The organism is Pseudomonas syringae pv. coryli str. NCPPB 4273, from assembly GCF_000972175.1.
GTDB classification, from domain to species: Bacteria; Pseudomonadota; Gammaproteobacteria; order Pseudomonadales; family Pseudomonadaceae; genus Aquipseudomonas; species Aquipseudomonas syringae.
In genome coordinates this window covers 1-21,546 of the sequence record NZ_AWQP01000008.1, presented here as the reverse complement: position 1 = coordinate 21,546, position 21,546 = coordinate 1, and the positions used below count along the sequence as shown (strand labels likewise).

At 59.1% G+C, this 21,546-nt stretch carries 19 protein-coding genes and 1 pseudogene; 6 read left to right on the top strand and 14 right to left on the bottom strand.

Going from position 1 to position 21,546, the window contains the following annotated elements:
• Positions 1-9 precede the first annotated feature (9 nt).
• Positions 10-1,845: a glutamine--fructose-6-phosphate transaminase (isomerizing) gene (gene glmS / locus P406_RS05860; protein ID WP_046235647.1), complete on the top strand. Its 1,836-nt coding sequence runs from the start codon at positions 10-12 to the stop codon at positions 1,843-1,845.
• Positions 1,846-2,004: 159 nt separating this feature from the next.
• On the opposite strand, the gene P406_RS05855 is transcribed toward glmS, so the two are convergent.
• From P406_RS05855 to P406_RS05800, 12 genes are all read right to left on the bottom strand, one after another.
• The gene (locus P406_RS05855) at positions 2,005-2,985 is read right to left on the bottom strand and encodes an SdiA-regulated domain-containing protein (RefSeq protein ID WP_046235646.1); all 981 of its coding nucleotides are present in this window, start codon (positions 2,983-2,985) and stop codon (positions 2,005-2,007) included.
• A gap of 41 nt (positions 2,986-3,026) precedes the next feature.
• Positions 3,027-4,556 (bottom strand): ArnT family glycosyltransferase, encoded by a 1,530-nt coding sequence (locus P406_RS05850; RefSeq protein WP_046235645.1) that lies wholly within the window; start codon positions 4,554-4,556, stop codon positions 3,027-3,029.
• Positions 4,553-4,837: a lipid-A-disaccharide synthase N-terminal domain-containing protein gene (locus tag P406_RS05845; RefSeq protein ID WP_003367870.1), complete on the bottom strand. Its 285-nt coding sequence runs from the start codon at positions 4,835-4,837 to the stop codon at positions 4,553-4,555. The genes P406_RS05850 and P406_RS05845 overlap by 4 nt, the downstream gene beginning before the upstream one ends.
• Positions 4,834-5,577 (bottom strand): glycosyltransferase family 2 protein, encoded by a 744-nt coding sequence (locus P406_RS05840; RefSeq protein WP_046235644.1) that lies wholly within the window; start codon positions 5,575-5,577, stop codon positions 4,834-4,836. Before P406_RS05840 ends, P406_RS05845 begins: the two co-directional genes overlap by 4 nt.
• A gap of 11 nt (positions 5,578-5,588) precedes the next feature.
• Positions 5,589-6,584, bottom strand: a complete 996-nt coding sequence (locus P406_RS05835; protein ID WP_046235643.1) for an NAD-dependent epimerase — start codon at positions 6,582-6,584, stop codon at positions 5,589-5,591.
• Positions 6,581-7,909, bottom strand: a complete 1,329-nt coding sequence (locus P406_RS05830; protein ID WP_046235642.1) for a UDP-glucose dehydrogenase family protein — start codon at positions 7,907-7,909, stop codon at positions 6,581-6,583. The genes P406_RS05835 and P406_RS05830 overlap by 4 nt, the downstream gene beginning before the upstream one ends.
• A 184-nt stretch (positions 7,910-8,093) precedes the next feature.
• Positions 8,094-9,137, bottom strand: coding sequence for a FecCD family ABC transporter permease (locus P406_RS05825; protein WP_003408238.1), 1,044 nt, complete (start codon positions 9,135-9,137; stop codon positions 8,094-8,096).
• Complete coding sequence (locus tag P406_RS05820) at positions 9,134-10,084, bottom strand: ABC transporter substrate-binding protein (protein ID WP_046235641.1); 951 nt, start codon at positions 10,082-10,084, stop codon at positions 9,134-9,136. The genes P406_RS05825 and P406_RS05820 overlap by 4 nt, the downstream gene beginning before the upstream one ends.
• Before the next feature lies 1 nt (position 10,085).
• Positions 10,086-10,865: an ABC transporter ATP-binding protein gene (locus tag P406_RS05815; RefSeq protein WP_032697422.1), complete on the bottom strand. Its 780-nt coding sequence runs from the start codon at positions 10,863-10,865 to the stop codon at positions 10,086-10,088.
• Between the two features lie 274 nt (positions 10,866-11,139).
• Positions 11,140-11,553: a VOC family protein gene (locus tag P406_RS05810; RefSeq protein ID WP_046235640.1), complete on the bottom strand. Its 414-nt coding sequence runs from the start codon at positions 11,551-11,553 to the stop codon at positions 11,140-11,142.
• Positions 11,554-11,715: 162 nt separating this feature from the next.
• Positions 11,716-12,663, bottom strand: coding sequence for a N5-glutamine methyltransferase family protein (locus P406_RS05805; RefSeq protein WP_046235639.1), 948 nt, complete (start codon positions 12,661-12,663; stop codon positions 11,716-11,718).
• Positions 12,660-14,111 carry an iron-containing redox enzyme family protein gene (locus tag P406_RS05800; protein WP_046235729.1) on the bottom strand — a complete coding sequence of 484 codons (1,452 nt, stop codon included), beginning with the start codon at positions 14,109-14,111 and terminating at the stop codon, positions 12,660-12,662. Before P406_RS05800 ends, P406_RS05805 begins: the two co-directional genes overlap by 4 nt.
• Positions 14,112-14,446: 335 nt before the next feature.
• Between P406_RS05800 and P406_RS05795 the strand changes: the two genes are divergently transcribed.
• A complete protein-coding gene (locus tag P406_RS05795) occupies positions 14,447-14,965 on the top strand; it encodes a DUF4142 domain-containing protein (protein ID WP_046235638.1) in 519 nt (172 codons plus the stop codon).
• 121 nt (positions 14,966-15,086) lie between these two features.
• Here P406_RS05795 and P406_RS05790 read toward each other — a convergent pair whose 3' ends face one another.
• Together P406_RS05790 and P406_RS05785 are read right to left on the bottom strand one after the other, a co-directional pair.
• Positions 15,087-15,284, bottom strand: coding sequence for a hypothetical protein (locus tag P406_RS05790; protein WP_046235637.1), 198 nt, complete (start codon positions 15,282-15,284; stop codon positions 15,087-15,089).
• 36 nt (positions 15,285-15,320) lie between these two features.
• Positions 15,321-16,202, bottom strand: coding sequence for a manganese catalase family protein (locus P406_RS05785; RefSeq protein WP_003340229.1), 882 nt, complete (start codon positions 16,200-16,202; stop codon positions 15,321-15,323).
• A gap of 428 nt (positions 16,203-16,630) precedes the next feature.
• Here P406_RS05785 and P406_RS05780 point away from each other — a divergent pair, with 428 nt between their 5' ends.
• From P406_RS05780 to P406_RS30120, 4 genes and pseudogenes are all read left to right on the top strand, one after another.
• Entirely contained in the window at positions 16,631-16,855 is a 225-nt protein-coding gene (locus P406_RS05780) for a DUF6555 family protein (RefSeq protein WP_003316018.1), read from the top strand.
• A 426-nt stretch (positions 16,856-17,281) separates the two neighbouring features.
• Complete coding sequence (locus P406_RS05775; RefSeq protein WP_046235636.1) at positions 17,282-19,312, top strand: methyl-accepting chemotaxis protein; 2,031 nt, start codon at positions 17,282-17,284, stop codon at positions 19,310-19,312.
• A 181-nt stretch (positions 19,313-19,493) separates the two neighbouring features.
• A pseudogene (locus P406_RS30125) lies at positions 19,494-20,513 on the top strand (methyl-accepting chemotaxis protein); the annotation flags it as partial.
• 39 nt (positions 20,514-20,552) lie between these two features.
• Positions 20,553-21,416, top strand: coding sequence for a methyl-accepting chemotaxis protein (locus tag P406_RS30120; protein WP_370737590.1), 864 nt, complete (start codon positions 20,553-20,555; stop codon positions 21,414-21,416).
• The last annotated feature ends 130 nt before the right edge of the window (positions 21,417-21,546 follow it).

Here is a 21,546-nt window from a genome sequence, read left to right as displayed (position 1 = left end):
GAGATAACCATGTGTGGAATCGTCGGCGCCGTTGCTGAACGTAATATCACGGCCATTTTGCTCGAAGGCCTCAAGCGCCTTGAATACCGCGGTTATGACAGCGCGGGCGTGGCAGTCTTCAGCAACGAGGGCTTCCTTGAGCGCCGTCGTCGCTCCGGCAAGGTCAGTGAGCTGGAACAGGCACTTGCCGGCGAGCCGCTGATCGGCCGTCTGGGCATCGCCCACACGCGTTGGGCAACCCACGGCGCCCCGTGTGAGCGTAACGCCCACCCACATTTCTCGGCCGACACGCTGGCAGTTGTCCACAACGGCATCATCGAGAATCACGAAGCGTTGCGTGAACAGCTGAAAGGCCTGGGTTACGTCTTCGCATCCGATACTGACACTGAAGTCATCGTCCATCTGCTGCACCACAAGCTCAAGGACACCGCCGATCTGGCGGTTGCCCTGAAGGCTGCGGTGAAAGAACTTCACGGTGCTTATGGGCTTGCGGTCATCAATGCCGCGCAGCCGGATCGCCTGCTGGCAGCCCGCAGTGGCAGCCCGCTGGTTGTCGGCATAGGCCTGGGTGAAAACTTCCTGGCCTCCGACCAACTGGCGCTGCGTCAGGTCACCGACCGTTTCATGTACCTGGAAGAGGGCGACATCGCCGAGATCCGTCGCGACAGCGTGCAGATCTGGAACGTCGACGGTGTGTCGGTCGAGCGCGAAGTGGTGCAATACCACGAAGGCGCCGAAGCCGCCGACAAGGGCGAGTACCGCCACTTCATGCTCAAGGAAATTCATGAGCAGCCCAAGGTCGTACAGCGCACCCTCGAAGGCCGTCTGGGGCAGCAGCAAGTGCTGGTCCACGCATTCGGTCCACAGGCTGCCGAGCTGTTCGCCAAAGTACGCAACGTTCAGATCGTGGCCTGTGGCACCAGTTACCACGCGGGCATGGTCGCGCGTTACTGGCTTGAAGGCCTGGCCGGCATCCCTTGCCAGGTCGAAGTGGCCAGCGAGTTCCGCTATCGCAAGGTGGTGGTTCAGCCGGACACCCTGTTCGTCTCGATCTCGCAGTCCGGTGAAACCGCCGACACCCTGGCAGCGCTGCGCAACGCCAAGGAACTGGGCTTTCTGGCCAGCCTGGCGATCTGTAACGTGGGCATCAGCTCACTGGTGCGCGAGTCCGACCTGACCCTGCTGACCCAGGCCGGTCCGGAAATCGGCGTGGCATCGACCAAAGCCTTCACCACCCAGCTGGTCGCCTTGTTGCTGCTGACCCTGTCGCTGGGTCAGGTCAAGGGATCTCTGGAGGAGGGCGTCGAAGCGCAACTCGTCGAAGAACTGCGTCGCCTGCCAACCCGCCTCGGCGAAGCGCTGGCAATGGATGGCACGGTCGAGAAAATCGCCGAACTGTTCGCCGAGAAGCACCACACCCTGTTCCTCGGGCGCGGCGCACAGTTTCCGGTGGCAATGGAAGGCGCGCTCAAGCTCAAAGAGATCTCCTACATCCACGCCGAAGCCTACCCGGCCGGCGAACTCAAGCATGGCCCGCTGGCGCTAGTCGATGCCGACATGCCAGTCGTCACCGTCGCACCAAACAACGAACTGCTGGAGAAACTCAAATCCAACCTGCAGGAAGTGCGCGCACGCGGTGGCGAGTTGATCGTATTCGCAGACGAGCAGGCCGGCATGAAGAACGGCGAAGGCACCCACGTCATCGCCATGCCACACATCATCGATGCCCTGGCACCGATTCTGTACACCATCCCGCTGCAGTTGCTTTCGTATTACGTGGCTGTGTTGAAGGGGACGGATGTGGATCAACCGCGGAATCTGGCGAAGTCTGTGACGGTGGAGTGAGTTATCCACAGGGGTGAGGTTTTGGCTTTTCAAAACTCAAAACCACACCCTGTGGATAAACCCTCGCAACTCGCTGATCAACTCGACCAGCGATACTCCCAAAACAGACCCTGCCCCCACTCCCCGAAAGTCACCCTCAAGACCGGGTTTCTTAACTACCTATTCCGGCACTTTCGAAAACTTGTAAAACAGATTCGGCTCACTGACGACGTACAGGTTGCCTGCACGATCCATGGTCAGGCCTTCGGGTTGGGGGGCGCTGTGCTTGAGGTCGGAGAAGGTACCCAGCAGTGATCGAATGCTGACGAATCGTCCCTTGCTGTCCAGTTCCGTGATCGAGCGCGACTGATCGCTGAGCAGCAGCAAATGGCCGGTTCGCGGGTCGTAGTAGCCGTCTGAAAGGTCGCGTGCAGCGACACTTTTCGTGATCCAGTCCAGCCGGTCGGCAATTTTGATCTGCAAGCGGCCCTGATCGATGGAGCGCAGGACGCCGGAAACCTCGAACATCTGCCGTGGATCGCGCTCCTTGATCGCGAACAGGCGGTCGTTGGCGGGATCGTAGGTTACGCCTTCGAATCCCTTGTTATGAATACTGGGGTTGATCAGTAGCGCAATGAACTGAGCTTCTTCGACGTGGATGGGGCGTGCTTGCGTCGGCAACGTGATGATGTCCAGTTGCTGGAGATCTTCATCGCACAGCACGATGCGACCGTTGCCCAGATAAGCCACACCCTCTGTGTCGTCGAAACCGATCAATGGGTAGCGGTCGATTATGTCGCCGTTCGCGTTCAGCGCCAGCAGTTGCATGGGGCCTTTGTTGGTCACTGCCAGCAGTCGGTCATTGTCGTAGTCGTAGGTGATCCCGGAGATATTGGCGACGTCCGGGGCAAGTGGTTTGGCGTCGATAACCACATGGAAATCCGGCAGCCAGATATTCTTGTCGGCTGCCGTATTGCCCTTTAACCAGGTGCGACCGTACTGATACAGCTGTTGTTGGACCTGAAAATGTGTCGACACGGCATAGGCCAGGATCAGCAGCCCGAGAGCACCTACACTCAGCACGAGTTGTGCGAGTGATACCTGCCTTCGTGCGACGTTCGACCACGTCAGGCGCTTTGCCTTGATCGTTTCCAGCTGCATGGCGTCAGGCACTCCCGCGTGTTGGGCGGCTGGGCGGGGGATTAATCAACATTTTGCTGCCAGGCGAAGCGATAGGCCTGCATCGGACTTTCCGGTTTACACAGGCCGTTGTCGGCATCGGCATCGACGATGAACCAGTCAGCTCTTGAGGTCTGACCCAGCGGCCGGGCTTTTTCCGGCAAGAAGCAATTGGCCAGTTGCTCGCCTGGCACCAGCGCAAAGGTGCCGGGATGTTCTCTTAGCCAGCGGGCGGCCTGTTCGGTTGCCGACGGTTTGGCAAAACCGAAATGCACAATGGGTTGGCGTGCATAGAGCCAGTGCCCCTCGCGCCAGTTGACCAGCACCAGATCGGCACCTTGCGTGACGTAGGCGGCCTGTTCCATCAGTTCCTTGTGTGGGTTTTGGCCCTCTATTACGGGTTCGACGAACCCTCTGGCGAACCACAGACCAAGCCAGACAACCACCACCACCGGGACGATTCGCCGAGCCCTGACGCGGTCATGGAACCAGCGTTTCAACAGCCAGGGCAGCAAGGGGGCCGCTACCAGCACCAGGCCGGGCAGCGCCGGAAAGATGTAGATCTTGCGTTTGCCACTGGAGAGGCTGAAGAACAGCAGTACCAGCAACACCCAGCCGAGCAGTACCAGAACCCGGCCGTCGTGCTTGCTCAACTGTCGGCGCCAGGCCGGGATCAGCCAGGGCAGCACCAACATCAGCGGCAGCCAGTACTGCGGGATGACTTTGACGAAGAAATACCAGAAGGGCTCGCGGTGGTCCCAGGCGCTGGCGTAGCGATTGGCCGTCTGGCGCAAGAGTATTTCCTGCACATAGGCAAACCCTTCCGGCCCGCCGTCACGCACGACCGAGATAATCATCGGCACCAGCCACAGACAGCAGGCCAGCAATAACACCAGCAGACCCAGCGCCCAGCGCGCGGCCTGTCCAGGCATGGCCACCACACCGTGCCAATCTTTACGCGCGGCATAGGCGTAAGGGATCAACATCAACGCGGGAACAAAACCGACGCCCTTGGTGATAATGCCCAGGCCCATGGCCGCACAGCTGAAATAGAACCAGCCCCAGGCCGGCCCGAGCAACACGTGGCGAACCAGGCCGTAGAAGCCCAGCGCAATCCACAGGCACAGAAAACTGTCGATCTGCCCGGTGCGCAGGATGCTGTAGGTTTGATAGGTCGCCAGGAACAACAAGGCGGCGTACCGACCGATGCGTCGGTTCCACAGGCGGGTGCCCAGATCGTAGAGGACTGCTGTGGTTGCGCCTGCAGAGAGCAGCCCGGGCAGGTACAGCGCGATGTTCGGGCTGCCCGTTAGCCAAATGAAGAATGCCGTCGCCCACATGAACAGCGGCGGTTTGTCGGCATAGATCTCCGCGGCCCGGTGGGGGACGAACCATGAGCCGTTCTGCAGCATTTCCAGGGCAACGCCGAGAAAACGCTCTTCATCCACGTTCTGCGGCAGACGCAAGCCCAGGCCGCCCCCGACCAGTAAAACGGCCAGCGCGACCAGTAGCCATCCCTCGAGGCGAGGCGAAAGGTGAGTTCGCACCGTCATTGCTCCTCAGGTGTCTTGGCCTGTCGGCTGATCAGCTGCAGGTTGCGCATGTACACCAGCAGACCAAAGGCCTGGCCGGCGATGAAGACCGGGTCCTGTCGATAAATGGCGTAGGCCAGCAGGATCGTGCTGCCCAACATGCTCAGGTACCAGAAGCCCACCGGGATGATGCTGCGCTTCTTGAATTCGCTGTACAGCCATTGCAGGACAAAGCGGCCGGTAAATACGGCCTGCCCGACAAAGCCGAGGATCAGCCAGAAGGTCTCGTTGTCCGGCTTCATGACCGCAGTTCCTGTGCCTGAACATCCAGCCGAGTGCGGCGGATCAGCCACCAGACGCCGACCAGATCAAGAATGCCGACCAGCGCGCGGTCCAGGTTGCCGTACTTGGACACGCCGGCCTGGCGATGACGGTGGTTGACGGGGTGCGTGACCATACGGCCGTTATGTCGCTGAATCAGCGCTGGAATGAACCGGTGCATATGGTCGAAGTACGGCAGGCGCAGAAACGCGGCTCGCTCGATCAGTTTCAGGCCGCACCCGGTGTCTGGAGTCGAGTCTTTGAGAAGCCGGCTGCGCAAGCCGTTGGCAAAGCGCGAGGCCCAGCGTTTGCTGGCGGTATCGCGCCGATTCACCCGGTGACCGGCCACCAGCTGAATCGCCCCGGAGCCTGTTGCGTGAGCGCGTACCAGCGCCAACATACCTGGAATGTCCGCCGGGTCGTTCTGACCGTCACCGTCCAGGGTCGCCAGCCAGGTGCCGTTGGCCGCCAGTGCTGCGTGATAGACCGAGGTGCTCTGCCCGAGTGATCGCTCGTGGCGCAGGATCCGCAACACGGTCAGCCCGCTGTCCTTGAGGTGCGTCAGCACTTTCAAGGTGTCGTCTGTGCTGCCGTCATCAACGACCAGTATCTCGTAGCGTTCCCCGTCCAGCGCTGTGCAAATTTCTTTTATCAGGCTGGGCAGGTTATCGGCTTCGTTTTTGGCCGGGATCACGACGGAGAGAAAAGTGGGCGTGGTCATGGAAGTCCTTGTTATTGAAGTGGCGCACAGATCCGGGCCTGATAGTGCTCCCGATACCAGTCGACGAAGGCCCTGACGCCGGTGTCGACCGAGACCTGCGGTTGAAAGTCGATCCATTGGCTCAGCGCACTGACGTCAGCCCAGGTTTGCAGCACGTCGCCCGCTTGCAAGGGCAGGTAGCGCCGCTCGGCGCGCAGGCCTAGCGCGGCCTCCAGGCAATCGACGAACTCCAGCAGCTTGACGGGCTGACCCCGGCCGATGTTGAAGAGTCGATGGGGCGGCTCGCTGCCAACTGCAACGGGCGGCAGCAGACGCAGGCGCAGGATGCTTTCGACAATGTCGTCGATGTAGGTGAAGTCCCGCGCCATTTCGCCGTGGTTGTAGATATCCACAGGCTGCCCAGCGAGCATGGCTTTTGTGAACTTGAACAGCGCCATGTCCGGCCGGCCCCAGGGGCCGTAGACGGTGAAAAAGCGCAGCCCTGTGGCGCGCAGGCCGTACAAGTGGCAATAGCTGTAGGCGGTGAGTTCGTTGGCGCGCTTGGTGGCGGCATACAGCGACAGCGGCCGGTCGACGGCATCCTCTACCTGAAACGGCATGCGCGTATTGGCGCCGTACACCGAGCTGCTCGACGCGTAGATCAGGTGCGCGGGTCGATACTGCCGACAGGCCTCAAGCACGTTGATAAAGCCGACCAGATTGGATTGGGCGTAAACATTCGGCTGTTCAAGCGAATAACGCACACCGGCCTGCGCCGCCAGATGAATGACCTGTTCGAAGCCATTTTGCGCGAAGAGCGCGGACAGACCTTCGGCATCGGTGATGTCCAGCCTGTGGAACGTGAAACCTGGCAGGCGCTGCAGTATGGCAAGGCGCGATTGCTTGAGCTCGACGCTGTAGTAATCGTTGAGGTTGTCGATACCGACGACCTCCACACCGAGTTCGCACAGACGCCTGGCGACATGAAAGCCGATGAACCCCGCAGCACCTGTTACCAGTACCGTCATGGCGGAGTCGCCCGGCCACGACCAATGCCGTAGTAGGTAAAGCCCGCTTCACGCAGTTGCGACGGGTCGAACAGGTTGCGGCCATCGAACACCACGCGATCACCGAGCTTTTCGCCGAGCGCGTCCAGATCCAGCACGCGGTAGTCCTGCCATTCGGTCACCACCACCAGAGCGTCTGCGCCTTCCAGAGCATCCTGCTTGCACTGCACCAGCTGCAGGTCGTTTCGCTCGCCGTAATGATGCCTGACCGCTTCTATTGCTTGAGGGTCGTGCGCTTGAACCCTGGCACCGGCTGCCCAGAGTGCTTTGAGCAGGGTATGGCTGGAGGCTTCGCGAATGTCATCGGTATTGGGCTTGAAGGCCAGTCCCCAGACGGCAAAGACCTTGCCCCTGAGATCACCACGATAATGCGTGTGGATATTTTCAAACAGGCGGTGCTTCTGGCGGCGATTGACTTGTTCCACAGCATTGAGCAACGCCGTTTCCACGCCGTGCTCGCTGGCTGTGCCGATCAGCGCCTGCAAGTCCTTGGGAAAGCATGAGCCGCCGAAGCCGCAGCCCGGGTAAATGAAGTCATAGCCAATACGCGGGTCGGAGCCGATGCCTAGCCGCACCTGTTCTATGTCGGCACCTACTTGTTCAGCGAGGTTGGCGATCTCGTTGATGAACGAAATCTTGGTCGCCAGCAGGCAGTTGGCAGCGTATTTGGACAGCTCTGCGCTGCGCGCATCCATGACCACGAACTTCTCGCGGTTGCGACTGAAGGGCTGATACAACTCGCGCATCTGCTCCAGCGCCCGCGGGCTGGCCCCGCCGACGATAATGCGATCCGGGCGCAGGCAATCGCCGACCGCACAGCCTTCCTTGAAAAATTCGGGGTTGCTGATGACTTCAAAGCCGTCATCGCGTCGCGCACTGGCAGCGATCTCAGCGAGCAGGCGGTCGACGGTGCCCACTGGCGAGGTCGATTTGTTGACAATGATCCGGGCGCTCTCGGCGTGTCTGATCACCGAATGCAGTACGGCAAGCACCTGGCTCAGGTCCGCCTTGCCGTCGGCTTGCGCTGGCGTACCGACGGCGATGAATAGCAACTCTGCAAAGCGACTGGCGTGTACTTCATCGGTCGTGAAACTTAGTCTCTTGCAGTCCAGACCATTGCGCAGAAGTTCGCCAAGACCGGGCTCGAATATCGGACATATGCCTTCGCGCAGCGCATCAATGCGCTTGCTGTCGACATCCATGCAACAAACGGTATGGCCTACTTCCGCCAGGCAGGCGGCAAGGGTAAGTCCCACATAACCGGTTCCGAACACTGTCACTTTCAAGTGCCGCTCCTTCCGCTTCATGACATGAATGGATGAGCCAGTTTGTATTCAAGTGCCTCGGCAGCCTGAAATAACCAGCGCAAAATAAATGTCATAAAGGTGTTAAGAAACGATGACACGAGTTTGTCATGTAGCCAGAAGGGTCGCGGTCAGTCCTGTTTGCCTGGAGCAAACACGTTGCCAATTACTGACCGCGCTTCATCATGAAAATGAAAAACAGCCCTCCTAACAAGGCGGTCGTAATGCCTATCGGCAGGTCTTCGGGGGCGATCAGCGTGCGGGAGATGACGTCGACCCAGACCATCAACAATGCGCCCAGAAGGGTGGCGACAGGCAACAATCGTCGATGCTCCGAGCCCACCAGACGTCTGGCCATGTGCGGCACCATCAGGCCGACAAAACCGATGGAGCCGCACAGGGCGACCAGTACGCCGGTCATCAGTGAGGCGATCAGGAAAACCAGCAGGCGCACGTTGCGCACTTGCAGGCCAAGGCTCACGGCGGTCTGGTCGCCGCCCATCAGCGCGTTCAGTGAACGACCCAGCCCTTGCAGCAGGACCCAACCGCACAGCACTGTGATAAACGGCACCGCAAGCAATTCCCAACGGGCCAGACCCAGCCCGCCGAGCATCCAGAACAGCACCGAGGAACTGGCGCGGTGGTCGCCCAGAAACAACGACAGGTTGGCGATTGCCATCATCACGAAGGACACGGCCACGCCGCCGAGCAGCAGGCGCTGGCTGTCCAGGCGGCCTTGGTGACTGGCCAGCCACAGCACCAGGCACAGGCTGACCAGCGAGCCGACAAAGGCGGCCAGTGGCAATGTCAGCATGCCGAACACTTCGCCCACATGCATGACCACGATCACTGCGCCAAGCGTGGCGCCCGAGGTCGCTCCCAGCAAATGCGGATCGGCCAGCGGATTGCGGGTCGCGGCTTGCAGAACACAGCCAATCAGCGCCAGCCCTGCGCCTGCAAGCGCGCCCAGCAGTACGCGGGGCGTGCGTATCAGCCAGACGATGGTTTCCTGACCCGCTGTCCAGAGCGGTGAGTGTTCGGCAGTACCGGAGAGCTTGAACATCAGGATACCCATCACCCGGCTCAAGGGCACGGGGGCCGCGCCGAAGGTGATGCACACCAGGCACGACGTCAGCAGCAAAAGCGTCAGAGCGATCAACAGGCCCAGGTAACGACGCGGCCGTTCGGTCAGCCACTGCGCCAGCGTCATCGCTTCACGTCATGAAATGCCGCTGCAAGCGTCTCGATGGCCGTGACATTGTCGATGCCGGGCGTCACCGCCACATAGGGCAGCACGACATAACGCCGGTTGCGGATCGCGTCGACGGCTTGCAGTGCCGGATTGCTTTCAAGAAAGTGCTGTTTCTGCGCAGCGCTGACTTCGCCGTAGTCAACGATGACGATCACTTCGGGATTGCTTTGCACGACCGACTCCCAATTGACGTGGGTCCAGCTGGCCGCGACGTCGCCCATGACATTGCGGCCGCCTGCAGCGCTGATCAGCGCCTGGGGAATGGCCAGGCGCCCGGCGGTCATCGGCCGGTCTTCACCGCTGTCATACAGAAACACCCTCGGCGGCGATTTGCCTGCCACGCTTTTCTCGACGTCGCTCACGCTGCGGCGCATCTGTGCAACCAGCGTTTCGGCCCGGGTCTGCACATCGAATATCCGACCCAGATTGAGCAGGTCGTTGTAGACATCCTCCAGCGTCGCCTCGGCGCGGGGCATTATCTGGGCGCAGGATTCGGTCAGTTCATAGGCCTGGATACCCAGCGGTGCCAGACTTTGCGGCGTGACATCGCCACCCACGCGCATGCCATAGTTCCAGCCGGCAAAATAGAAGTCGGCGTTGGCATTGAGCAGCGTTTCCAGAGACGGATACTTACTGGACAGCTCGGGCAGTTTGCCCAGGTCGCGCAACAGCGCCTGGTCGGGCTTGTTCCAGCCGGTGATGCCGCTGTAGCCGACCATGTGCGATTGCAAACCCAGGGCAACCATCATTTTGGTGAGGTTCACATCGTTGCTGACGGCACGCTGCGGCGCAGCCGTGAACGTCACCGAGCGGTCGCAGCTTTGCACGGTGACGGGGTAGGCGGCATGCGCCATCGGGCTGCATAGCAACGCGGCCAAAGCCAGGCGGGCGGACAGGCAGTTCATGTCAGGGTATCCAGGTGATGCGTGGGTAGTCACGCAGAGGGTGGCTGTCGACCAGCGCCTTGGCGCCGAACACGTTGAGCAGCATTTCCGGGGTCAGCACCTCCCGGGGCGTGCCTTGCGCAATGAGCCGGCCGTGATGAATGACACACAGGCGATCACAGAATGCCGCCGCCAGGTTCAGGTCATGAATACTGGCCAGCGTGGCCATGCCGAGCTGTTTGACCAGCCCGAGCAATTCCAGTTGATGGCGCGGGTCGAGGTGGTTGGTGGGCTCGTCCAGCACCATCAATCGGGGTTCTTGCACCAGCGCCCGCGCTAGCAGACAACGCTGCTTTTCGCCGCCGGAAAGCGTGTCGAACCGATGCTGCTCATAGCCCGCCAGCCCGACGGCGTTCAGCGCGTTTTGCACAATTGCGCGGTCGTGGTCACTGTCTGCGGCAAAGAACCCTTGATGGGGCGCGCGACCCATGTTTGCCACATCCAGCAGCGTCAGGCCGAATGCATCGGGAAACTCCTGGGCAACCACTGCCACGTGCCGGGCGCACCAGCGCGGGCTGCACGACCAGATATCGCGGGCATTGATGGCGACCTTGCCGCTGTGCGGACGGCTGTAGCGGAACGCGCAACGCAGCAGACTGGTCTTGCCGCTGCCGTTTGGCCCGATCAGGCCGACGAACTCGCCTGCGGCGATCTGCAGGTCGATATCCTTCAAGGCAAAGTGTTCGTGCGTGCAGACTGACGTCTGTTCCGGTGCCCACGCGAGGCGTTCCAGCGCCAGCATCAAACACGCGGGCCTACAGTGACGTGCCGCGAGGGCGGCTCACCCGGTAGCCATTGCCAAGCGTGCTGACCGACCTGCAAGGCGTGCTTTGTGGTGACTGGAAAGGATTGGGAAACAGGCTTGATCATGGCGTGGGAAGATCGCTAGGGAAGGCTGAGTTAAAAACACTCAATTGTTATAACATAACAATTCAGGCACGGCACACTCGCGTATCAACATTCGATTGCCCGCTTTATTGACCCACCTTTGCAGAATAACGTGTGACCTTGGCGATTCAGTAAATCGCCCAGCAGCCTGGCGTGAGGAGTTCGACGAGATTTTCGTCAGGGTCGCGGAAATAGATGCTCGATCCACCTTTGGGCCATTCGGTACGGCCTTCGATGGCGACGCTGGCCCTGGCAAGGCGATCAGCCCAGGGTTGCATCTCGTCGGCATTGATGGCGAAGCACACATGAATCCTGCCCTGTGCATCGTGGGGTGGTATCTCTCCGCCGCTCAGGTACTGCGTCTGCAGTGACGCGCCGCGCTTGAACAACAGCAGGGTGCTCACACCGCCGACGTTTAAGGCCACCAGCGTCGCGCTTTCGAACATCACTTCCAGTTCAAGGGTGCCGGAATAGAATTCCCTGGCGTGCGCCAGATCTTCTACGTAGAGGGCTGTTTCGATAATCCTGTTCAGGCGTGGCATGTGTCGTCATCCTTTTCGGTGCGCTACGAGCCTGCATCGATCAACAGCAAGGTGTTGATCGATGGCTCGTAGCAAGTGTCACCGGGATGCTGACTGGCTGACCAATGCTCGGTTCTTATGCGCGCTATAAGCATGAACTATTGAAGATGATATTTCAGTCGATCATGCAGGACGTCGGGTGACCACCAGCTCCACCGCTGCAATACGGTCCACGTCCTCATAGCCCTCTTCAAGCAGCTCTTCGCCGAAGACATCCGGGTCCAGTTCACGGTAGGTCCATGCCAGGGCCGCATGATCGATATCGCCGCGCACCGCCTCGAAAAACGGATCGTGCTCGCCCACCATGGCCACGCCGGTGTAAAGCACCAGCGAGCCGCCCGGCGTGAGGCGGTCCAGTGATTCGCGCAGGATGCGCACGGACAGGTCCGCGCCCAATGCATCACCACCGTGGCGATAGGCGCGGCGCTTGGTGTCTTTCATGTAGGGCGGGTTGGCGACGACCAGGTCGAAATTCCCGCTCAGGCCCGAGAGAATATCGCTGTGGCAGCACTCCATATTCTTCAGCCCGGCGACCGCGGCATTGGTCTGCGCGAAATGCAGCGCCTTGGGGTTGATGTCGACGGCATGCACCTGAGCCTGCGGACGGGCGACCGCGATCAACATGGCACCGGCGCCCGTACCGCAGCCGATGTCGACGGCGCGGTTGATCGGGTGCGACGTGCCTTGCAGATAACGATTGATGGACTGCGCGAAGCGATAGGTATCCGGACCGAAAAATACCGAGTCTTCATCTGCGGTAGGAAACGCCGAATGCACCAGCAGCAGATCATCCAGGCTGGAAAATCTCACCCGGCTTTTCAGGCCGTCTTCCTTGCGTTCCAGAATACCGGCCGCCAGCAGCCCTTGAGCCTCTTCGACCGGCAGCATGGACTCCGGTATCAGCCGGCTCCAGCCGAACACATCGCGCAGTGAAGCGGCAGTACGATTTTCCGGGCGTTGATTGACGTGTCGATGAGTCAGGGGTGTGGGCGTGACAAAGCGATAGCCACTGGTCTCAAGGCGCTGCGCCAGGGCAATCAGCGCGGCGCTGTCGGGGAGGGGAAGACTCATGCGTGGGCTCCTGTCATACGCTCGGCCATGCTGCTCACAAACAGACGCGTCGCGTGCAGGCCGGCGGCGGTCGCGTGTCTTGCTGGCGACATGCTTTCGATCAACGTGGACATCTTCTCCGAGGCGGGCGCAGATTCCAGTTTCATGTGCAGTTCGCGCACGTCCGGATCAGCATCCGCCGAGGCAGGCACCGCAAGCGCGGGGGAGGGCTGAGCGCCGTCCTGCAGGTTGCGAAAGCGCGCGCGAAAGGCTTCAGGAAGCCGTTTGCCGACCGTGGGTTGTGCACTGCCATCCGACAGCCACTCGCCGGCGATCCAATCGTGCACGAGTTGCTTTTCATAACCGTTGAAGACGCCGAACATCGGTGCACCGGCACCCTCGAACAGCTTCCAGAAACGGCTGTGCAGAGGGTCTTCGTGACGTTTGATCCAGCCCCTATTCTCCAGTACGGCAAGAAATTCCGGGACCTGATCGGGCTCGGCGAGCCACTCGTTGACGGTCTTGCCGTCGAGACGGCAGTAGTCGGAATGCATGTGCTGACCGAACGTGCGCTTGCGCTCAAGCATGGCGATCACTTCCTGCTCCAGGTCGAACGATTGGATCACCTGAGTTGAACCCATCCCCAGCTCATTGAGGCGATAACCACTGGCGACACGACGATAAAACTCGTCGCGCTCCTGGCCGACAGGCATCAGTTCAAGGACGCTCTGCGCAGCCTTGCGCGCATGACCGGTGCTGGCGTTATCGATCGTCACATGCAGGGTGAAGTAGTAAGGGTCAATGCCCAGTTCATTCAGCTCGAATGATGTGATGAGCAAGTGCAGCGGCAGCTGTTCATAGCCTAGGTTGTAACCGATGACCTCGGGAAGGTATTGCTCGCTCAGCTGCCCCAGTGAGAGCTGAATGGCGCCTTGCAGGTAGGCGTCGTCTGCCAGTGGCGCGCTGGTATCGCAGTCCAGATCCGCCAGCAGTTTCCGGTACAGAGAGACGTGATTCTGCGCCTGTTCGCCGTCACCGAGTTCCTCAAGGTACGTACGAATCAGGCCATGAAAGCGGTAGTCTGCCCAGCGTGGCAGCAATCCGTATAGCCAGGCGCCGTCGACTATTTTGGTCGGTGCGACCTGCTGAATGAAATACATGGCGTGCGCTTTGCTCTTGAAAAACCGTCGTGGTTTTCCGGCGCGGCGTTGCTCGAGATAGAGCGCGTATTGATCAGCCACAACCCCTACGTTCTGTTCCATCCACTGTTCAAGCGCTTCAGGCTGTGCCGGAAGGTCGCAGTGTTCGCGCTCGGCCAGGGCCAGGCAGTGATTCAGAAACAGGACCGCATCGTGTTGATGTTCAGGAGCACGTTCATTCATCCATGATTGATAGACGGTTTTTGAACAGGCTTCTTCAACGACGGTTTTGACGACGGCATCGCCGGTCATCACTTGAAGAGACGTCATGAAAATCGTACCTCGGCAGTTGAACATCACGTTGACGCGGTCATTCGGGGCTTCTGTTTTTCTATGCAACGTAGATAAGTGAGTGCCTCAGTACAGGGAAATTCAGCGTAATTTTCCGGGTACCGATAGGTGGCGATCGTGCCTATTCCAGGGGGGGCGATGGCCGTGCGGAAAAATTTCATTGCCGGTCCGGGTTTACATCCGCAACAGGTGACTGCGGCATCGGCGTATGCCGTGTCCGATCAAAAAGGCTGAACGCAGGTATTTGAAGCCGGTCGTAACGTTCATGTCATCGATAACGATGACGTATTCAGCCCATAAAAGGATGACCGAAAATGAACAATTATTTTCGCATGAGCGCCATTGCCGTTGTGCTTTCGCTAGGTTCGCAAATGGCTGTTGCTGCTCAGGACGCTGATGATTTTGTAGAAGATGCTTCTGCCAAAGGCATCGCCGAAGTTCAGGTTGGCAAGCTCGCACAGGATGAGAAAGGTGTCTCTGCAGATGTGAAGGAATTTGCAAAGCAGATGGTCACGGATCACACCGCTTCCAATGAGAAGCTGGCTGCGATCGCAAAAAGCAAGAACCTTGAAGTGTCCGAAGACCCTATGCTGATGGACAAAGCCAAGGCAATGATTCTGGAGATGCGCGAGAAGTCGTTCGACCAGGCTTATGCCAACAATCAGGTCTCCGCGCATGAACAGGCGATCAAGCTGTACAAGGAAGAGGCCGAGAATGGCAAGGATCCAGAGCTGAAGGCGTTTGCAAAGGCAACGCTGCCTACGCTGGAGAAGCATCTGGAGCATGCGAAAAAACTCGCTGCTGCGCATGGCGGTGATGCTGCCAAGAAGTAAATCCTCTGCACCGCATGACGGGATCTACACGCTGTTGAGCGTCATGCGGGTAACGCTGAGAAACCATCATTACGTTTTCAAAGTGATTGGTTGAGGCGCGTGCCGTTGATGATCCGTTGGATCATCGACGTGGCAGGTCGTTTTCAAGCAGAGTTCCAACGCCGAAACCCTTGGTCGCCATCACCACTTGAAAGCCTCGGCGTGCAAGCAGCGCCTGCGCCTCGAAGGCACGAAGTCCTTTTACAAACACCCTGTTGGTCAACGCGCTATCCAGCTGGTCGCGGGGCGTGAGAGGTTGACTGGAGCTGAGTTTTTTCATGATTCCATTCTCCTGATCAAAACAAGGGTTGCCGTTTCAGGCGTCTTTGCCCTGGACAAAACCAGAGCCCAGGTCGGCACCGGTAATCGGGTTGGCGGCCGGGTCGGACTGGGTCCGTTCCTTCATCATTTCCAGCACTTCTGTATCTTTTTCATCCAGCGTGACCGAGGCCGTACCATCGCCGCCATCGACAGCCGCTTGTGGCGATTCCACATACTCCCAGTCACCGCCCTGATTCCAGGCGCCGCGTACATTGGGTTCGCCGGACATGTTGAAGTACTTGTTGGTGAATTCCGGCATGCCCGGCAGTTTGCCCTGCGGGAAGTTGGGCTGGATGGCGTGCAGGGCTTTTTCAAAAGACAACTGGTGTGCAATTTCGCGAGTCATGAGAAAGCCCAGCGCTTCTTTAACGCCCGGGTCATCCGTCACGTTCATCAATCGCTCGTAAACAATCTTGGCTCTGGATTCTGCGGCGATGTTGGAACGGAAGTCCGCTGTCGGCTCGCCGATCGTATCGATATAAGCCGCTGTAAAGGGCACGCCGGCAGAGTTGGTCAATGGCGCACCGGAGCCATAGAGCAGGCTGGTGATATGTGAGTCATTGCCGTTACCGTTGATAGAGCGATACAACTCGCCTTCTTCTTCGATGCCTTCAGCCAATTGACCTTTGGCGCCCTTATTGAGCATGACAATGATGGAACCCACAATTTCAAGGTGGCTCAGTTCTTCGGTGGCGATATCCATCAGCAGGTCTTTACGGCCTGGATCTTCTTCGCTCAACCCTTGAGTGAAATAGCGTCCGGCTGCAGCCAGTTCACCCTGAGCCCCGCCGAACTGCTCAAGCAGAAGGTTGGCCAGTCCAGGATTGGGTCTTGCTACACGTACGGTATATTGAAGTCGCTTGTTATACATGAACATGTCGTATCCTCAGGCTTTGATCTCTCGGGAAGCGTCAACCCATGTGCATGGGCTCGATTCAACGCATTCACAGGTTATGAGGCACTGTGGAGCGTGATCATTACTGCTAACTTTTTTAAAGAGGACCGACGGTGCTTAAACGGCAGTTCAATAGAATTTTATTATTCCCCTTGCGTGGTTGAATATTCGTTCATCGTCGCGGAGAAGCCTGCTTGAACCGGCCTGGCGGCCGGCACTGTTTTACACAGGAAACAGACTGAAAAGTGCAGTTATAAACAAACTCTATCAATCACTAAACCCTAGAGTTCAGTTATAAGGATACATCAACATGTGGCCACATGACATCATTTAGATTATGGCATTAATATTTTGAATTTTTTGAAACTGCTGCGATCTGTTTTGCGAGTCGACAAAGCAGGAGCACCACAATGGCTGATGAAAAACACTACCGTATCGATTACCTGCTGCATGGCAGTTACAAGACGTTCTACATAAGGGCAGGCGCCATGGATAATAAAGAGGCCTGGCACTGGGCTTCAGTGGATGCCGGGTTCGGTGCGATCCCCAAGTACCGTTCCGATCCGGTGCCGAAGCTGAGCAAGCCTCAGGCTGAAAAGCTCGGTCTGTCGAACGTGGAGTGGGCGAGGGCTTGAATAGCCCTCGATCACCTCGATACGACGCTTACCGTCGTGCGTCACGATGCCGCACGACGGTATTACCCTTTTGCAAAGTCTACGGTCGCCCGACTGTCAGATGAACGGCTGTTTCCAGCCTGATCGACCTTAACACCCTCATTCGAATCATGCCTGCCGCAAGCGTCATACCGGCAAAGCGCTCTCGCCCGCGATTCGCCCGATGATTCTGACCTCACGTTAACCGTGGCTTGGTCGATAGCTCCAGTATCAGGCGATAGCACCCATTGAACTTCCTGATAGGCCACTGCTCTCAAGTGATGTCAATGTGCCTCTATCTGAATGGATGACCTCGTTCAGCACGGCACAGCTGCCCCGTACTACCCGTGATGCAAAGAAAGGAGCTTTTCCGCCCGGATCGGACACCCTAATTAAAAAGAGAACACTATGAACATCCTTTCGCCTGGTATCTACCTGACCAACCGCCTGCGTTTTCCTGCCAAGTTTGCCGTTTTAGCCATCATTATCGTCATCCCGCTGATCGTTCTCGGTCTTCGGGTTTTCAACAGCCTGAATGCAAGCATCGACACGGTCGCGCAAGAGCGCGTTGGCCATGAGTACCTTCAAATGACCACGCCCGTTCTGCGACTTTCCATGCTCCAGCGTGCTGCCAGTAACCGTCTGCTGGCCGGCGATGCCTCTGCCGCTCAGGATATAACCAGCAACCGCGCTCAGCTCGAGACTGCTCTTGCTAACCTTGCCGACATGGATGCGCGACAAGGGCAGCAGCTGGAAACCGAGAACCGCGTACAGCGCCTGCGTGAAAGCACCCGCTCCCTGATGGACAGTATCAAGCCAGGCCTGTCGCAGAATGAAGTGTTCGCCCAGTGGAATGAGCAACTGGCCCAGACACTCAACTTTATCTACTACGTCTCGGCTACCTCGGGCATGGTGCTGGACGAAGATTACGCCTCGCTGTTTCTGATCGACCTGAGCACCATCCGTATGCCCCGGGAAATCAACGTTGCCGGTCAGATCCGCGGTATTACGGCAGGTTTGATAACCGGTCAGGGGCTGAGTGTATCGATGCTTGGCTCGCTGGAGAGCCTGCTGAAGATCGAACTGCAATTTCGTGCGGAGCTGGAGCAAAGCATTCGACTGCTCAAGCGCCGTTCGCCAGAACTGGCCGCGCGCATCAGTGATCCGATCACTGCCTCTACTGCAGCGATGGACAGCTTTCGCGGCGACCTGCACGCGTACGTAAAAGGCACAGAGTTTTCGGTGCAGCAGGGGCAGGCGCTGAGTGCGCGCGGCAACGTCGTTGTCTCGGGCCTCTACAAGGCTCAGGACGAAATTCAGACTGCGCTTCAGGATGAGTTGAATACGCGCTACGACGCCCTGGTGCTGCAACGCGAAATCGTCATCGCCATGTGCGTGGTTATGGGTTTGTTGCTGCTCTATGCGTTCTGCAGCATCTACCGCGCCTTGCGCCTGACCATCGACAGCCTGCTGGGCGTAACCCGCCGTCTGGGCGAGGGCGATCTGAGTGCACGCGTAGCGGTCGTCAGCAAGGACGAAGTGGCGGATATCGCCAACGGCCTGAACCTGATGGCCGACGCCTTCGCCAGTTCCATCTCGCACATGGACCGCACCTCTTACGAACTGACTGATGTCGCGTCCCGGCTGGGCGCATCCATCGGCCTGGCCAAGCAGTCGATGAACGCGCAGCAGGCTGAAACGGAGCAAGTGGCGACCGCGATCAACGAGATGACCGCGAGCGTCGCCGACGTGGCGCAGAACACCGAAGGTGCCGCACTGGCCGCCGATGAAGCGAACACTGCGTCACGTAACGGTCTGCGCATCATGCACCAGGCACACTCGACCATTCAGGCGCTGGCCGAAGAAGTGGAAGTCAGTGCCCAGAAAGTCCAGGCGCTGGCCCTGCACAGTCAGTCGATTGGTGGCGTTATCCAGGTCATCAGCACCATTGCCGATCAGACCAACCTGTTGGCCCTCAATGCCGCCATCGAAGCTGCACGGGCGGGCGAGCAGGGTCGCGGGTTTGCCGTGGTGGCTGATGAAGTCCGCACGCTGGCTTCGCGCACTCAGGCGTCGACCGAAGAAATTCGCGGCATCATCCAGCAACTGCAAGGTGCGACCGATGCTGCCGTGCAACAGATGCAGGCCGGCCAGCAGAAGGCTCATGCGTGCATCAGTGCCGCCAGTGATGCTTCGGGCAGCCTGTCGAGCATCAGTCAGGGCGTGGAGCGCATCGTCGAGATGAACACGCAGATCGCCAGTGCTGCCGTACAGCAGCATGCGGTCTCCGAAGACATCAACCGCAATGTCATGGAGATTCGTAACAGCTCCGGGACGTTGATGCTGGGTATCGATAACAATGCGGTCACCGCCGATGAGCTGGCGCGGGTCGCCAGCGACATGCGCAATGTCGTGGCGCGTTTCAAACTGACTGCCTGATTGAATCGGGGGCTGCTCAGCCCCCGATTTCCCTCCCTAATCGGCGCGCTCGCGCGGATTGCCTTTTTCCGATCAAGTTTTGCTCTTCTGCGGCCGATAGCTCTGGCGCGCGGGTTTGCTGTCCATAAAAACAAATCTCAGCTCTTTCGTTGCGCACAAAAAAGCATTTTCAGGAGATTTTATGAGCAGCAGATTTGCGAATATCAGCGTCAACATGAAGTTGGCATTGGGCTTTGGGACCGTTCTTTTTTTCACGGCTGTCCTCGCCCTTGTTGGCTGGACCAGCCTCGACAAGCTCATCTATCGCACCGACCGAATCGGCGATATCACCAGGCTGAGTGACAACCTGACCACTCTGCGAGTCGCGCGTCTGCAATACATGCTGACGGACGGCGATGAAACCGCAGCACAGAACATGCAAAGCAAGCTGGATGTGTTCAAGGCGCAGCAGCAATCACTGCTCGTCAGCTTCAACAACCCGGTCAACCTCAAGCCGCTGCGCGAACTGGCCGATGTCACTCGCGACTATGAAGCATCCCTAAACAGCATGCGCGCGGCGTACCAGGCCGGGGCCAAAGTGCGCAACGAGATGACCGCCAATGGCACAGCAGCGATGCAGGCCGTCGAGTCTTTGAATAATGCGGTCATGCAGATCGATCCTTCTGACCCGGCACGCTTCGATCTGGCCCAGCTGGCAAACAGCGCTCGGCAAGACCTGGTTCTGGTGCGTTATGAAGTGCGCGGTTATACCGGCAATCCGAACGACAAGACCGAGACAGCAGCCTTCCAGCAGCTCGATAGCGCGATCAGTCATCTGGACAGGCTCAAGGCTGCTTTTGGTTCAGCCAATCGCGAACAGATCGCACAGTTTGAAAGCGCTCTGCGCAATTACCGCAGCTCGGTCGATGCCTTCAAGGCAACCACTCAGACAGCGGCGAGCGTGCGCAAGGATCTGACCACCCAAGGCGCCACCATCGTCAAGCTGGGCGAAGAGTTGTACGGCCTGCAGATGCAGATGGGCAAGGAAGACACCGCTCACGCGCGCAGCCTGCAGATGGGGTGTGTGGTGTTGGTCATGCTGCTGGGCATTCTCGCCGCTGTGGTCATCACGCGTCAGATCACTCGCCCATTGCGCGATACGCTGGCCATCGTTGAACGTATTGCCTCCGGCGACCTGACCCATACCGAAGCGGTCACCCGGCGCGATGAACTGGGCGTCTTGCAGCAAGGCATCCAGCGCATGGGGACAACCCTGCGCGAACTGATCTCCGGTATACGCGATGGCGTCACACAGATTGCCAGCGCGGCCGAAGAGCTGTCGGCGGTCACCGAGCAGACCAGTGCAGGGGTCAACAGCCAGAAGGTCGAGACCGACCAGGTGGCCACCGCCATGCATGAAATGTCGGCGACCGTGCACGAAGTGGCGCGCAATGCCGAGCAGGCGTCCGTGGCGGCTTCCGATGCCGACAAGCAGGCGCGTGAAGGCGACAAGGTCGTGGGCGAGGCGATCCAGCAGATCGAACGACTGGCCGCCGAGGTGGTTCGCTCATCTGACGCAATGAACGTGCTTGAGCAGGAAAGTGACAAGATCGGCAAGGTCATGGATGTGATCAAGGCGGTCGCCGAGCAGACCAACCTGCTGGCCCTGAATGCTGCCATCGAAGCCGCGCGCGCCGGGGAAGCCGGCCGGGGTTTTGCCGTGGTGGCCGACGAAGTTCGCGGTCTGGCGCAACGTACCCAGCAGTCCACCGAAGAAATCGAAGGGCTGGTGTCGGCATTGCAGAATGGCACGCGTCAGGTGTCGGGCATCATGCTCGGCAGCCGCACGCTGACAGACAGCAGTGTCGAACTGACGCGCAGGGCCGGTACGTCGCTTGAGAGCATCACCCGGACCGTCTCGAGCATCCAGGCGATGAACCAGCAGATCGCCGCCGCCGCCGAACAGCAAAGCTCGGTGGCCGACGAAATCAGCCGCAGCATCGTCAACGTTCGCGACGTCTCCGAACAGACCGCCGAAGCCAGCGAAGAAACCGCAGCCTCCAGCGTCGAACTGGCACGCCTCGGTGGCCAGCTGCAGATGATGGTCAGCCACTTCCGGGTGTGACGGTCGCGCCCACGCGGAGCAGCCGGACACCTGTCGTTGCGCACGCTCCAGCGTGGGGATGCATTTCGTGCCGCTGCGCGTTACATCTCCAGGCCGCACCGCTTCTTCAAGGGAGGACGCAGAGCGTCCA

Excerpts from the sequence above, each read along its gene's own strand:
- glmS (WP_046235647.1), top strand. The coding sequence starts at position 10 with ATGTGTGGAATCGTCGGCGCCGTTGCTGAACGTAATATCACGGCCATT.
- P406_RS05855 (WP_046235646.1), bottom strand. The coding sequence starts at position 2,985 with ATGCAGCTGGAAACGATCAAGGCAAAGCGCCTGACGTGGTCGAACGTC.
- P406_RS05850 (WP_046235645.1), bottom strand. The coding sequence starts at position 4,556 with ATGACGGTGCGAACTCACCTTTCGCCTCGCCTCGAGGGATGGCTACTG.
- P406_RS05845 (WP_003367870.1), bottom strand. The coding sequence starts at position 4,837 with ATGAAGCCGGACAACGAGACCTTCTGGCTGATCCTCGGCTTTGTCGGG.
- P406_RS05840 (WP_046235644.1), bottom strand. The coding sequence starts at position 5,577 with ATGACCACGCCCACTTTTCTCTCCGTCGTGATCCCGGCCAAAAACGAA.
- P406_RS05835 (WP_046235643.1), bottom strand. The coding sequence starts at position 6,584 with ATGACGGTACTGGTAACAGGTGCTGCGGGGTTCATCGGCTTTCATGTC.
- P406_RS05825 (WP_003408238.1), bottom strand. The coding sequence starts at position 9,137 with ATGACGCTGGCGCAGTGGCTGACCGAACGGCCGCGTCGTTACCTGGGC.
- P406_RS05820 (WP_046235641.1), bottom strand. The coding sequence starts at position 10,084 with ATGAACTGCCTGTCCGCCCGCCTGGCTTTGGCCGCGTTGCTATGCAGC.
- P406_RS05815 (WP_032697422.1), bottom strand. The coding sequence starts at position 10,865 with ATGCTGGCGCTGGAACGCCTCGCGTGGGCACCGGAACAGACGTCAGTC.
- P406_RS05810 (WP_046235640.1), bottom strand. The coding sequence starts at position 11,553 with ATGCCACGCCTGAACAGGATTATCGAAACAGCCCTCTACGTAGAAGAT.
- P406_RS05805 (WP_046235639.1), bottom strand. The coding sequence starts at position 12,663 with ATGAGTCTTCCCCTCCCCGACAGCGCCGCGCTGATTGCCCTGGCGCAG.
- P406_RS05800 (WP_046235729.1), bottom strand. The coding sequence starts at position 14,111 with ATGACGTCTCTTCAAGTGATGACCGGCGATGCCGTCGTCAAAACCGTC.
- P406_RS05795 (WP_046235638.1), top strand. The coding sequence starts at position 14,447 with ATGAACAATTATTTTCGCATGAGCGCCATTGCCGTTGTGCTTTCGCTA.
- P406_RS05790 (WP_046235637.1), bottom strand. The coding sequence starts at position 15,284 with ATGAAAAAACTCAGCTCCAGTCAACCTCTCACGCCCCGCGACCAGCTG.
- P406_RS05785 (WP_003340229.1), bottom strand. The coding sequence starts at position 16,202 with ATGTTCATGTATAACAAGCGACTTCAATATACCGTACGTGTAGCAAGA.
- P406_RS05780 (WP_003316018.1), top strand. The coding sequence starts at position 16,631 with ATGGCTGATGAAAAACACTACCGTATCGATTACCTGCTGCATGGCAGT.
- P406_RS05775 (WP_046235636.1), top strand. The coding sequence starts at position 17,282 with ATGAACATCCTTTCGCCTGGTATCTACCTGACCAACCGCCTGCGTTTT.
- P406_RS30120 (WP_370737590.1), top strand. The coding sequence starts at position 20,553 with ATGGGGACAACCCTGCGCGAACTGATCTCCGGTATACGCGATGGCGTC.